The organism is Gilliamella sp. LMG 34360 (genome assembly GCF_984568995.1).
This window is the reverse complement of the sequence record NZ_OZ474900.1, coordinates 235,220-247,906: the sequence shown is the minus strand read 5'-3', so window position 1 is coordinate 247,906 and position 12,687 is coordinate 235,220. Positions and strand designations below refer to the sequence as shown.

Genomic DNA, 12,687 nt, shown 5'->3' with positions numbered 1-12,687 from the left:
AAGATAGTGCGCTAAGTCTAATAATCAGGCTTAGCGCTTTTTTTATCTTCAAATTTTCCTTTTCTAATCTAATTCTTCAATTTTTATTACATGATAATTAATTGTGTTTAAGATTTGTTGCTAAAAAATAATTAAATTTAATAGTGATATTTAATACCACTTTATTTGAATCTATTAAATAAAGAGATTATAAGAAGTAATGAGAAATGTGCCATTTCATCAATTAAGTTGAAATGACACAAAATTTTAGGATGTAGTAAATAATTAATTCTAAATTAAGCTAGTAAACTTTTGATAAAATCTGTAATCTCAGAATCTTGACTGTTTTCAAATAAACATTTTTGGAAACGTTCGCCTCTGATTGCATCTTTAAGTAATGATTGATCAATCGATTTCAAGGCTTCAATTAAACTTTTTCCTGCTGCATTTTTCATATCATTTAAAATTACGGCATTAGCGTTTTGAGATTCGCGACGCTCAGGCGGATAACCTAATCCTTTTTCGCCATCGAATGCTTTTTCAAAAATATAACGAGCATTCAGTTCTGCGCCCCAACCAAAGCCTTTAGCAAAAGCAAGTGATAAAGCATTACCATTATTCACTTGTGCAAATAAGTAAGCATCAGTAGGCTCGATACAATAACCACAGTTAACACCTGGAAATGCATTTAATGCCATTAATGCGCCTTGTCCCGTTCCACAGCCTGTGATAACAAAATCAACAGCTTTGCTGTTTAATAAAATAGCGCTAATAATACCTAAATGAACATAAGTTAATTTTTTATCATTGTCGCCATCCATACCAACATTAAAAACCGTATGTCCATGTTTCTCAGTTGCGTTTTTTAATTCATTTAAAATAATTGGATTCTTAGCTGCTTGGCTAAATTCGTTCATTAGTGCTATTTTCATAATTTCCCTCTATTTTGATTGAAATAATAACTTATTACATAACAAAGTGTTGTAATTGGTTATTAGTACATTTTACTTTCATTATAAACTTGAAAAAAAATATATCAATTTTTTTAAGTAAAATAAAACGATGTTTTAATAAATTTATTGCAATGTGATGAAAGTCACAAAATCATCAATCTTTTTATATTACTATATTTATAAATGAATATCTTTTAAACATTTGTGTATTTCTATTCAGGGAGTTTATATGGCTAAGGGGAATATCGTAAAGCTATCATATTCATCATTTACTGATGAAGATTCAAAAAATGAAATTATTCGGTTAACGCCAGAAGGTATTTTATGCCATCGCAATTATTTCTATCAAAAGTGCTTTACTAATGATGGCCAAAAGCTACTTTTTGCTGGTGAGTTTGATACTAATCGTAACTATTACTTACTTGATATTGAAAACCAAACAGCAAAACAACTAACCGAAGGACCTGGTGATAATACCTTTGGTGGTTTTTTATCGCCAGATGATAAATTTTTATACTATGTAAAAAACGAACGCAATTTACAACAAGTTAATCTTGAAACTTTAGAAGAAAAAAATGTTTATACTGTACCTGATGAATGGGTAGGTTATGGTACATGGGTTGCCAATAGTGATTGTAATGAAATTGTCGGTATTGAAATTGATAAAAAAGATTGGACACCGCTTACCGACTGGACAATATTTAAAGCATTTTATGATAAAAATCCACACTGCCGTTTAATCAAGATTAATATTGAAACGGGTGTAGCTAAAACAGTAATTGATCAAAATGTATGGTTAGGACATCCAATTTTTAGACCTTTTGATGATAATACTATCGCATTTTGCCATGAAGGGCCTCATGATTTAGTTGATGCAAGAATTTGGTTGGTCGATCGTGATGGTAAAAATGAACGAAAAGCCCATGATAATTTACCTGGTGAGAGTTGTACTCATGAATTTTGGGTTCCAGATGGATCAGGACTTGCTTATGTGTCTTATATGAAAGGACAACAAGAACGATATATCCGTCTTTATAATCCTGTGACGAATGAAGATAAAGAAATTATGGAGATGCCAGCTTGTTCACACTTAATGAGTAATTTTGATGGTACGCTGTATATTGGAGATGGAACTGGCAGCCCAGTTGACGTAATTGATACCAGTGGTTACAAAATTGAAAATGATCCATGGCTTTATATTTTAGCGCCTAAAACAAAAACAGCACATAAATTGGTTAAGCATAATAGTACATGGCGAGTTTTAGATGGTGATCGTCAAGTGACTCATCCTCATCCATCATTTTCACCTGATAATAAATACGTTTTATACTCATGTGATGCACAAGATGAACCCGCACTTTATTTAACCAAAGTGCCAGCTAACATATTAGAAGAAATGTGATAGCCCCTTTTTGTCTATCATAACGATAACGGAGAATATAATTATGTCGATTTTAAATAAATTTTCACTCACCAATAAAATAGCGCTGGTAACGGGCGCGTCTTATGGCATAGGTTTTGAGATAGCAAAATCATTAGCGAGTGCTGGAGCGAAAATCGTATTTAATGATGTGGTACCTGAAAATTTACAAAAAGGCCTTGATGCTTATAAAGAGGCTGGTATTGATGCACATGGCTATCTATTTGATATTACAGATGAAGCGGTTGTTGAAAAATCCATTGCTCAAATTGAGAAAGAACATGGTGTGATTGATATTTTAGTGAATAATGCCGGCATTATTCAACGTAAATCAATGCTTGAAACAAGTGCTGCTGATTATCGAAAAATTATTGATATCGACCTTACAGGTCAATTTATTATGGCAAAAGCGGTTCTTCCTTCAATGATCAAAAAAGGCAGTGGTAAAATTATCAACATCTGTTCAATGATGAGTGAGCTTGGCCGTGAAACGGTTGTTGGTTATGCCTCCGCTAAAGGTGGTTTAAAAATGTTAACTAAAAACATCTGTTCTGAATTTGGTCATGCCAATATTCAATGTAATGGTATTGGTCCGGGTTATATTGCCACGCCTCAAACTGCACCATTACGTGAAAAACAAGCAGATGGTTCTCGTCACCCATTTGATCAGTTTATTATTGCTAAAACACCTGCAGGACGATGGGGGACTCCTGATGATTTAGCCGGTGCAGCCGTATTTTTAGCATCTGAAGCTTCAAATTTTGTAAACGGTCATATTCTTTATGTTGATGGTGGTATTTTGGCTTATATTGGTAAACAACCTTAATTAAATAAGCTTAAAAATTAGTTAATTTAAGAGATAATAAAATAAAGATATATTTTTATTATCTCTTGTTTATTTTATGAATTTAGGAGTGATGTCATGTTTTGTTTTAATTCGGATATTGAATTAATTGATTTAGGAAATGGCGTTAAACGTAAAGTTTTAGCGCATGATGGTAATATGATGGCGGTTGAAGTTCATTTTGAAACAGGCGCTATTGGTGCAATGCATCATCATCCACACGAACAACTCACTTATGTTTTATCGGGTGAATTCGAATTTACTATTGGTGATGAAACCAAAATTGTTCGTACTGGCGATACGTTATATAAAAAGCCTAATATTGAGCATGGTTGCGTTTGCAAACAAGCGGGTGTGTTGCTTGATATGTTTACTCCGCAGAGATTAGATTTTTTATAAAATAGCTAGTAACGACTCATTATTAATTATGATATACTTTCGATAGTTTTTATTTGTTCTAGTTGATCGTTTAATAATAGAATAATGACTAATTTTTAGTAAGGAGATGTGCTAATAATGAATGATAGCTCACCAGAATCGGTTGCTTCGGTTTTAAAAGTTTTCGGAATTTTAGAAGCTTTATCTGAATCTAAAGACATTGCTATATCAGAATTATCGCAAAAAGTAATGATGCCAAAAAGCACAGCTTATCGATTTTTACAAACCATGAAATCATTAGGTTATGTTAATCAAGAAGAAGATTCAGATAAATATTCTCTTAATTTGAAATTACTTGATTTAGGTAACCGTGTGCTTTATCACCAAAACTTTTTAGCTATTGCTGATTTAGAGATGAGAAAGTTAAGGGATAAAACAAAAGAAACGATTCATTTAGCCGTTCGTGAAGGTGACCAAATTATCTACATTAATAAAGTGGCATCAGAACAATATAGTCTGTGTTTAACGTCTAAAATAGGTAATCAAGCGACGGTGCATGCTAGTGGATTAGGTAAAGTATTATTAGCTTGGTTAGATGATGAAAGCAAAAAAAGCTTAGTTGATAGTATAGATTTTGTTCAATACACACCTAAAACTATTACAAGTAAAGAGGCATTTTTTGCTGAACTTGATGAAGTTAAACGTTTAGGCTACGGCAAAGATGATGAAGAATCTGAGCTTGGTTTACGTTGTTTTGCGGTACCCATTTATAATCGTTTAGGCAATATTATTGCTGCCTTAAGTTTATCAACCTCAATTTTTAGATGCAGTACTGAGGAAGATGAAGCTAAACTAGTGAGTGAAATTAGTCAAGCTGCAGCAAAAATATCTGAATTAATTGGTTATAATAAACAGTCAAAATCATCAGATTAACGATAATTATTGATAAATAACCCCTAAACTTACTGCTTGGCTTGCTCCTGTTACTTCTGGAATATTTGATGGAAGATTATTGATTTTACAATAAGCAAGCCAAGCAAAAGCAATCGCTTCCATATCATCACCATTTATGCCCTTTGTATCTGTTGTTAATACTGCCCATGACGGAAGTAATCGAGATAAACGCGCCATAAGAAGAGGGTTTTTTGCGCCACCTCCACACACTAACAGCTCACAAGATAATCCATTTTCTATTGGTAATTTCTTTATTTCATTGGAAATAGATAAAGCTGTCAACTCAACTAAAGTTGCTTGGATATCTTGCGCAGCTAAATTGAAACCTGCTAATTTATTGTGTAACCAAGGTAAATTAAATAGTTCTCGACCCGTACTTTTAGGTGCAGGCATTTGAAAATAATTTTCCTTATAAAGATAATCTAGTAAATCTTGGTTAATGTTCCCCGTTTTTGCCCATAATCCATCTTGATCATAGTTTTTACCTAACTGCTCTTTGATCCATCCATCGAGTAATACATTACCAGGACCTGTGTCATAACCTATTACAGGGTATTGAGGTATTAAAACAGTGATATTACTTATTCCTCCAATATTAAGTATCACACGATTGATATGTGGATCTTGCAATACTGCTTTATGAAAAGCTGGTACCAGTGGTGCGCCTTGACCACCATAAGCCATATCTTTACGGCGAAAATCTGCGATAGTGGTTATGCCTGTTTTGGCTGCAATAATATTGGCATCTCCAATTTGCATGGTAAACGGATTTGCGCCACTTGGTGCATGGTAAATGGTTTGCCCATGACATCCTATAGCTGTAATTTGGTGTTTTTTTATCTGATTATCTTTTAAAAATTGATTTATGCTATCAGCAAAAAGCTGCCCAAGTATGTGATCAATTTCACCTAAATTTTGCAATGAGGTTTGTTTGGTTTCGCATAACGTCAGTAGAAGTTGTTTTAAATGGGCTGGCATTGGATAACAATCACTAGCGATTGATGTAACTTTTTTTTCTGTTATATTCACTAAAGCAATATCAATACCATCCATACTGGTACCAGACATTACACCAATATATAAATTTTGCATAATGTTATCCTTGTCGAATGATTTTACCTGTTCTTATGTCTCTAATTTCAGAAGGTTGTAAGCGATGGCCGGTTTCACCGTTTAATACAGGAAAATCGTCCCCAAATTGTCTTTTGACTTCCAAAACAGTTCGACAGGGATTATGACCTGAAAGATTAGCACTTGACGAAACGAGAGGTTTACCAAATAGATCACAAAGCTGACAAACTAAAGGATGATCAGTGACTCGCACCGCGATAGAATCAAATTTACCCGTTAAAAAATAGGGCGTTGTTCTATTTTTGGGAAAAATCCAAGTGACTGGTCCGGGCCAGCTCGTAAATGCTAACTGCTTTTGTTCTTTATTAAGGGATGAATCATCAATATAAGGGAGTAATTGTTGATAATGACTTGCAATTAAAATTAGCCCTTTATCAATTGAGCGCTGCTTTAACTTTAGTAGGGTTAGTACAGCAGCTTCACTGTTAGGATCACAACCCAATCCAAAAACCGCTTCGGTCGGGTAAGCAATAACATCACCCTTTTTTAAACGATCATTACATTCTGATAGTGTTAATAAATTTGTCATTAAGATTTAAATGTTAATTAAAACGATTGAAAATTATATTAAACCTAGGGATTTAGATTTGCAAATTAGCTGAGATTAATTTAAAACATCACAATTATCGATAATAAAACACAATGATTAAGATAATTAAAACTGACAGTTTGGGCTGGTTTACAAATAACCTTATTATTGCCAATTCATTTGTGGGTAATTGATTGCTGTTAATTCAACTGTTTGCTGCATATTGATAATTTTGACTCTTGGATCAATAAATGGCTGTAAACCACGTGCTTGAATATCATTATCAATAATGTAGCAATGTGTAGTTTTCTTGATAATTTTATCCAATAATGGATTATCTTGTAGCGCAATAATCACACCGTTTTGCCAAAATAAAACGGCATCTTGTTGCGATATTAATTGTGTATCTACGATTGATTGATTAGCGGTTGAAATAGTATGTAACATAATTCTCACTTTTTATACTGAAACGTATAGTTAACCTGAAACTTTTTGACAGAAAAGCAAGTTAATCTTGTTTGGTACATCTTTAATGGTTATTAGTATATAATAAGGACTATTTATTGAGCAAAGAATTCATCATGAAACCTATTATTTTAGCCGATGAGCAAGCAACTATTTCATTGGGTGGCAAACTTGCTAAGCAATGTTTAAACTATTTATCCACACATGATGATACGATAGTTATTTATTTAATGGGTGACCTTGGTGCAGGTAAAACCACATTTAGTCGTGGATTTTTACAACAATTAGGTCATATAGGTAATGTCAAAAGTCCAACATATACTTTAGTTGAACCTTATCAGTTTAGTGATTTCTCTGTTTATCATTTTGATTTATACAGGTTAATTGATTCTGAAGAACTTGAGTTTATGGGTATTCGTGAATATTTTTCTTCGCGTTCGATCTGTTTAGTTGAATGGCCTGAACAAGCACAAGGTATATTACCAAGTGCTGATCTCGAAATTCATTTGGCTTATTTAGCCTGTGAGCGAACGGCTTGTGTGCAAGCAAAAAGCGAAAAGGGTCGAACTATTATTAATCTTTAACAATAAACATTAACGGTAAAAGATCATGAAAAAATTACTTACTTTCTTAATGTTATTAGTGTTTTGTAGTTCAGCTTATGCAACTAAAGTAGTGATCGCCGTTGATGCAGGGCATGGTGGTAAAGATTCTGGTGCAATAGGTCAAAGTAATTTATATGAAAAGACTGTTACGTTTTCAATTGCCAAAAAATTGACTAATTTGTTAAATAAAGATCCTAGTTTTAAAGGAGTATTAACCCGGAGCAGTGATACTTTTATCTCGGTTCCCCAGCGTTCAGACATTGCTCGAAAAAATAAAGCTAATTTATTAGTTTCAATTCATGCTGATGCAGCGCCAAATCGTAATGCAACTGGCGCATCAGTTTGGGTTTTATCGACCAAACGAGCCGATACTGAGCTTGGTCGATGGCTTGAACAAGATGAAAAAAAATCTCAATTATTAGGCGGGGCTGGTGATGTTCTCGCTGACGATAATAATCGTCACTTAAATCAAGCGGTGTTAGATTTACAATTTTCTTATTCTCAGCGAGTAGGTTATGAATTAGCAACGCAAGTTTTAAAATCAATCAAAAGTGTAACTAATCTTCATAAAAATCTGCCGGAACATGCAAGTTTAGGTGTTTTACGTTCACCTGATATCCCATCGATTTTAATTGAAGTTGGTTTTATTTCTAACCAAGAAGAAGAGCGTCTGTTAAGCAGTAATGCCCATCAAGATAAGATTGCTAAAGCCATTTATCAAGGTATAAAAAACTACGTAAAACAGAACCCTAAATTTGGAGAACAACATTAATGGCAATCCACATTCTATCTCCCCAATTAGCAAATCAAATTGCAGCAGGTGAGGTAGTAGAGCGCCCCGCATCGGTTATTAAAGAATTAGTTGAAAACAGCCTTGATGCGGGCAGTACTCAAATTGATATAGATCTTGAGCAAGGCGGCTGTAAATTAATTCGTATTCGTGATAATGGTTGTGGAATTAATAAAGATGAATTAGCCCTTGCTTTAGCTCGTCATGCAACCAGTAAAATCAGTACGTTAGATGATTTAGATGCAATTATTAGTCTTGGATTTCGTGGCGAGGCATTAGCAAGTATTAGTTCTGTTTCTAGATTAACATTAACATCGAGAACCGCTGAACAGTCTGAAGCATGGCAAGTTTATGCGGAAGGTCGAGATATGACGCCAACTATTAAACCAGCGGCTCATCCCATTGGCTCAACAGTTGAAGTTCTTGACCTATTTTATAATACTCCAGCAAGGCGCCGTTTTTTAAAAACAGAAAAAACCGAATTTATGCATATCGAGGAATTTGTACGTCGCATTGCACTGGCTCGTCCTGATGTCTCTTTTAATTTGCAACATAACGGTAAATTGGTTAAACAGTATCGAGCATCAAAATTAGAAAAAAGGGTGGAATTAGTTTGCGGCCGAGCGTTTATGCAAAAAGCGGTAAAACTGGATTGGCAACACGATGATTTAGTGATTCAAGGCTGGGTTACTAGTAGTGAAAGTAGCGAACTGCAATACTTTTATGTTAATGGTCGTGTCATAAAAGACAAATTGCTCAATCATGCATTGCGACAAGCTTACAATAGCCGTACTCATGAACAACAGAGTTATGTTGTATTTTTACAAATTGATCCTAAGCAAGTCGATGTTAATGTACATCCAGCAAAACACGAAGTTCGTTTCCATGAGGCGAGATTAGTACATGATTTTGTTTATCAAGCAATTGTCATGGCACTAGAATCAAATCAACAGCTCGCATATAACGAAAAAATGGTAATGGCTCCAAATCGACAAGCTGCTGGTGAAAACATCTTTAATCAAAAAATCAAAACTGAGCAGAAAAATTATCCAACAATTGGCTCGTTACCTAAAAAACCAATTAATCATATTAAAGAAAATGCAATTTATGGTCAGTTAGTCGAAACGAAACCAAAAGTTGAATTAGAAAAAACTCAGCCACAATCCTTTCAATCGACAGAAGATAAGGATGCAATAACCGCACCACAACAGGCAGTTATTGAGGCACTATTTCCTAAACGAAATGTGCCATTACAATCATTACAACAGCAACTTGACAGTTCATCGTTAGTGCAATTTGGCCGAGTATTAACGGTCATTCAATCTGATGTGGCATTGCTTGAAAAGTATGAAGATAATCAGCAAAAATTAATGTTGATGAAATTACCGGTTGCCCAACAAAAAGTAACGGCAATTAAATTATTATCTCAAGAATCTGAAAAATTATTAATTCCTTTAACGATATTAATTGATCATAAAGAACAGCAAGTTTTTACGAGTTATCAAAAACAATTAAATTTTTTAGGTTTTGATTTTTATGTAGATAAAGCAAAATTACATTTACAAAGTGTGCCAAAAATGTTGCGGACTATGAATTGGCAACAAATCTTGCCAGCATTAATTAGTTTTTTATCAGAATCAGAACAAGTAGTATTAGATCCAACACAAATAGCTAATTGGTTAGCCAATCAATATGATGACGGCCATGCAGTATGTTGGAGCGTAGCGAAAGTGATTCAGTTATTAGCTCAGTTAGAACAGATAGATATTAATCTGTTACAGCAACAAACATTTTTATATCCAGTTAATATACAATTATTTACTCAATCGATTTTATCATGAACAAACCAAAAATTATTTCTTTAATGGGGCCGACTGCATCTGGTAAAACGGCATTTGCTATGGCTCTTTATGAGCGTTATCCTGTTGATATTATAAGTGTTGATTCAGCGCTCATTTATCGTGGCATGGATATTGGAACAGCAAAACCAACAAAAGCAGAGCTACAGAAATATCCACATAAATTGATTGATATTTGCGATCCTGCACAAAGCTATTCGGCAGCTAATTTTCGGCATGATGCGATTGTCGAAATCGAAAAGACTCTAAGCAAAGGACGCATTCCATTGTTAGTCGGTGGCACCATGTTATATTTTAAAGCGTTAATTGAGGGGCTGTCACCGCTTCCTGTTGCTAACATGGAAATACGTAAACAAATAGAGGAAAAAGCCAATAAAATGGGGTGGCAAGCGATTCATGAAGAATTGCAAAAAGTTGATCCAGTATCGGCTGAGCGTATCCACCCTAATGATCCACAGCGCCTAAATCGTGCTTTGGAAGTTTATCTTATTACAGGTAAAAGTTTAACTGAGCTAACCCAAGAAAGTGGTGAAGCTTTGCCATATGATGTTATGCAATTTGCTATCATGCCAGATAATAGGGCTGAACTTCATCAGCGTATTGAGCAGCGTTTTTTACAGATGTTAGATCAAGGTTTTGAAAATGAGGTCAAGATGCTTATGCAACGATCTGATTTACATTTAAACTTACCCTCTATACGCTGTGTTGGTTATCGCCAAATGTGGGAATACTTAAATGGAGATACCAGTTATGATGAAATGGTATTCAAAGGAATTTGCGCGACTCGTCAATTAGCAAAACGGCAAATTACTTGGCTTCGTGGTTGGAAGCAACCTATAACGTGGTTAAATAAAAATAATATGGAAAATATTTTCAATCATCTCTTTTAATTTCAAATAGATATTTTTGTTGCTTATTCCTTGGTCTTTTTATTTATTGATAGTTTATTTAGTTTTGTTAAAATATTTTAAGTTAATGAGGCGGTTTCGTATATTTTTTTGTCTAGTTAATGTAAATTTATTAAAATTTTAGTTATTTGTGCATAAATTGCAATTGATCGGTTCAAGTGCCGTGTTTTTTATGTTATTTTGGTATTTACTTACGTAAATATTCTATAATTGCAATTACAGTAGATATTTATTTTTGAAAATATAATTTCAATCTTCATATTATTTCATTTTAAAGGATAATCTCATGTCAAAAGGGCAGTCATTACAAGATCCTTATTTGAATTTGCTTCGTCGCGAGCATATTCCTGTATCAATTTATTTGGTTAATGGTATTAAATTACAAGGTCAAATCGAATCATTCGATCAATTTGTTATATTACTAAAAAATACTGTAAGCCAAATGGTTTATAAACATGCTATCTCAACAGTTGTACCATCAAGATCAATTTCTGGATTAGTATCTCAGCCAGAAGAGGAAAATGGAAACTGATTAAATCAGCGGAGAATCTGATTGTTTGAGCGATATAAGGGCGGAGAATCTGCCTTATTAGTCCATGTTTTCCTTCCTCAAGAAAGCGATATCGAGGATCTAAAAGAGTTTGAAGTATTGGTTACTTCTGCTCAAATAGAGATTCTCGATATTGTGACAACATCAAGAAAAACCCCTCAAGCCAAATATTTTATTGGTGAGGGTAAAGCCCTAGAAATTGCAGAAAAAGTTAAAGAACTACAAGCTTCAGTTATTTTAGTTAATCATACATTGACGCCTACTCAAGAACGGAATCTAGAAAAACTATGTGAATGTCGCGTTGTGGATCGAACTGGTTTGATTTTAGACATTTTTGCTCAACGAGCAAGAACGCATGAAGGTAAATTACAAGTTGAATTAGCACAATTGCAATATTTATCCACTCGTTTAGTTCGCGGATGGACACATTTAGAACGACAAAAAGGTGGTATTGGTTTACGAGGACCTGGTGAAACACAGTTAGAAACCGATAGACGTTTGATTCGTCATAGAATTCAATTAATTTTATCAAGATTGGCTAAAGTAGAAAAACAGCGTAATCAAAATCGTCAGTCAAGAAATAAAGCCGATTTATCTACGGCATCTTTAGTTGGATATACCAATGCAGGTAAATCAACACTATTTAATGTTCTAACGAATGCCGATGTTTATGCGGCTGATCAGTTATTTGCTACACTTGATCCTACCTTAAGAAGGATTACAGTCGATGATGTAGGCGAAGTTGTTTTGGCTGATACCGTAGGTTTTATTCGTCACTTACCTCATGATCTGATTGCGGCTTTTAAAGCAACATTGTTAGAAACGCAAGAAGCCGCTTTATTGTTGCATGTTATAGATGCGGCGGATCCTAATATGTTAGATAATATACATGCAGTAGAAGAAGTACTATTTGAAATTGATGCACATGATATTCCAACATTGTTAGTAATGAATAAAATTGATTTAATTGAAGGTAGACAGCCAAGTATTGATCGTGATGAAGAAGGAGTCCCAATTCGTGTTTGGATTTCTGCTCAAAATGGTTTAGGATTAGATCTATTATTTATAGCATTAAAAGAAAGGCTTGCTAAACAGATTCAAGTTTGTCAGTTGAATTTACCCGCTCATTTGGCAAAACTCAGAAGTCGTTTTTATCAGTTAAATGCAGTAGAACGTGAATTTATTAATGATGATGGTAGTTTTCGACTAGATGTGAGAATGCCTTCTATTGAATGGAATCGTCTCTGTAAACAGGAGCCAGATCTGTTATACTTAATTAATACGCAAAATAACAACTAATCGTTAAATGGAGCATATAAAAT

13 protein-coding genes and 1 pseudogene are annotated in these 12,687 nt (G+C 34.1%); 10 read left to right on the top strand and 4 right to left on the bottom strand.

The genetic code is table 11. From position 1 onward, the window contains the following. Positions 1 to 275: 275 nt before the first annotated feature. Complete coding sequence (locus tag AC5LW9_RS01235; RefSeq protein ID WP_493456167.1) at positions 276 to 911, bottom strand: RpiB/LacA/LacB family sugar-phosphate isomerase; 636 nt, start codon at positions 909 to 911, stop codon at positions 276 to 278. Between the two features lie 250 nt (positions 912 to 1,161). Between AC5LW9_RS01235 and AC5LW9_RS01230 the strand changes: the two genes are divergently transcribed. The 4 genes from AC5LW9_RS01230 (at position 1,162) to kdgR (ending at position 4,507) form a co-directional block, all read left to right on the top strand. Beyond that, positions 1,162 to 2,334, top strand: a complete 1,173-nt coding sequence (locus tag AC5LW9_RS01230; RefSeq protein WP_065738145.1) for an oligogalacturonate lyase family protein — start codon at positions 1,162 to 1,164, stop codon at positions 2,332 to 2,334. 49 nt (positions 2,335 to 2,383) lie between these two features. After that, positions 2,384 to 3,178 (top strand): gluconate 5-dehydrogenase, encoded by a 795-nt coding sequence (locus AC5LW9_RS01225; protein ID WP_065739115.1) that lies wholly within the window; start codon positions 2,384 to 2,386, stop codon positions 3,176 to 3,178. A 96-nt stretch (positions 3,179 to 3,274) separates the two neighbouring features. Beyond that, on the top strand, positions 3,275 to 3,595 hold the full coding sequence (locus AC5LW9_RS01220) for a cupin domain-containing protein (protein ID WP_065601995.1): 321 nt from the start codon (positions 3,275 to 3,277) through the stop codon (positions 3,593 to 3,595). 117 nt (positions 3,596 to 3,712) lie between these two features. Further along, positions 3,713 to 4,507: a DNA-binding transcriptional regulator KdgR gene (gene kdgR / locus AC5LW9_RS01215; RefSeq protein ID WP_086309374.1), complete on the top strand. Its 795-nt coding sequence runs from the start codon at positions 3,713 to 3,715 to the stop codon at positions 4,505 to 4,507. 6 nt (positions 4,508 to 4,513) lie between these two features. Here kdgR and AC5LW9_RS01210 read toward each other — a convergent pair whose 3' ends face one another. From AC5LW9_RS01210 to tusB, 3 genes are all read right to left on the bottom strand, one after another. Then, complete coding sequence (locus AC5LW9_RS01210; protein WP_493456166.1) at positions 4,514 to 5,620, bottom strand: anhydro-N-acetylmuramic acid kinase; 1,107 nt, start codon at positions 5,618 to 5,620, stop codon at positions 4,514 to 4,516. 4 nt (positions 5,621 to 5,624) lie between these two features. Next, positions 5,625 to 6,188, bottom strand: coding sequence for an L-threonylcarbamoyladenylate synthase type 1 TsaC (gene tsaC / locus AC5LW9_RS01205; RefSeq protein ID WP_144092584.1), 564 nt, complete (start codon positions 6,186 to 6,188; stop codon positions 5,625 to 5,627). A gap of 165 nt (positions 6,189 to 6,353) precedes the next feature. Then, positions 6,354 to 6,635 (bottom strand): sulfurtransferase complex subunit TusB, encoded by a 282-nt coding sequence (gene tusB / locus AC5LW9_RS01200; RefSeq protein ID WP_493456165.1) that lies wholly within the window; start codon positions 6,633 to 6,635, stop codon positions 6,354 to 6,356. A gap of 134 nt (positions 6,636 to 6,769) precedes the next feature. Between tusB and tsaE the strand changes: the two genes are divergently transcribed. The 6 genes and pseudogenes from tsaE to hflX all read left to right on the top strand — a co-directional run bounded on the left by tsaE (position 6,770) and on the right by hflX (position 12,664). Further along, the gene (gene tsaE, locus AC5LW9_RS01195; RefSeq protein ID WP_065738149.1) at positions 6,770 to 7,237 is read left to right on the top strand and encodes a tRNA (adenosine(37)-N6)-threonylcarbamoyltransferase complex ATPase subunit type 1 TsaE; all 468 of its coding nucleotides are present in this window, start codon (positions 6,770 to 6,772) and stop codon (positions 7,235 to 7,237) included. Positions 7,238 to 7,304: 67 nt separating this feature from the next. Further along, positions 7,305 to 8,009: pseudogene (locus AC5LW9_RS01190) on the top strand (N-acetylmuramoyl-L-alanine amidase); the annotation flags it as partial. A gap of 20 nt (positions 8,010 to 8,029) precedes the next feature. Then, the gene (gene mutL / locus AC5LW9_RS01185) at positions 8,030 to 9,889 is read left to right on the top strand and encodes a DNA mismatch repair endonuclease MutL (RefSeq protein WP_493456164.1); all 1,860 of its coding nucleotides are present in this window, start codon (positions 8,030 to 8,032) and stop codon (positions 9,887 to 9,889) included. Continuing rightward, entirely contained in the window at positions 9,886 to 10,797 is a 912-nt protein-coding gene (miaA, locus tag AC5LW9_RS01180; RefSeq protein ID WP_493456163.1) for a tRNA (adenosine(37)-N6)-dimethylallyltransferase MiaA, read from the top strand. Before mutL ends, miaA begins: the two co-directional genes overlap by 4 nt. A gap of 304 nt (positions 10,798 to 11,101) precedes the next feature. Then, positions 11,102 to 11,347 carry an RNA chaperone Hfq gene (gene hfq / locus AC5LW9_RS01175; RefSeq protein WP_065738153.1) on the top strand — a complete coding sequence of 82 codons (246 nt, stop codon included), beginning with the start codon at positions 11,102 to 11,104 and terminating at the stop codon, positions 11,345 to 11,347. A gap of 21 nt (positions 11,348 to 11,368) precedes the next feature. Continuing rightward, complete coding sequence (gene hflX, locus AC5LW9_RS01170) at positions 11,369 to 12,664, top strand: ribosome rescue GTPase HflX (RefSeq protein WP_144092580.1); 1,296 nt, start codon at positions 11,369 to 11,371, stop codon at positions 12,662 to 12,664. Positions 12,665 to 12,687: the final 23 nt, after the last annotated feature.

Bases quoted from the DNA above. Each gene is read 5' to 3' on its own strand.
- tsaC (WP_144092584.1), bottom strand. From the start codon at position 6,188: ATGACAAATTTATTAACACTATCAGAATGTAATGATCGTTTAAAAAAG.
- tsaE (WP_065738149.1), top strand. From the start codon at position 6,770: ATGAAACCTATTATTTTAGCCGATGAGCAAGCAACTATTTCATTGGGT.
- AC5LW9_RS01235 (WP_493456167.1), bottom strand. From the start codon at position 911: ATGAAAATAGCACTAATGAACGAATTTAGCCAAGCAGCTAAGAATCCA.
- mutL (WP_493456164.1), top strand. From the start codon at position 8,030: ATGGCAATCCACATTCTATCTCCCCAATTAGCAAATCAAATTGCAGCA.
- kdgR (WP_086309374.1), top strand. From the start codon at position 3,713: ATGAATGATAGCTCACCAGAATCGGTTGCTTCGGTTTTAAAAGTTTTC.
- miaA (WP_493456163.1), top strand. From the start codon at position 9,886: ATGAACAAACCAAAAATTATTTCTTTAATGGGGCCGACTGCATCTGGT.
- hfq (WP_065738153.1), top strand. From the start codon at position 11,102: ATGTCAAAAGGGCAGTCATTACAAGATCCTTATTTGAATTTGCTTCGT.
- AC5LW9_RS01220 (WP_065601995.1), top strand. From the start codon at position 3,275: ATGTTTTGTTTTAATTCGGATATTGAATTAATTGATTTAGGAAATGGC.
- tusB (WP_493456165.1), bottom strand. From the start codon at position 6,635: ATGTTACATACTATTTCAACCGCTAATCAATCAATCGTAGATACACAA.
- AC5LW9_RS01230 (WP_065738145.1), top strand. From the start codon at position 1,162: ATGGCTAAGGGGAATATCGTAAAGCTATCATATTCATCATTTACTGAT.
- AC5LW9_RS01210 (WP_493456166.1), bottom strand. From the start codon at position 5,620: ATGCAAAATTTATATATTGGTGTAATGTCTGGTACCAGTATGGATGGT.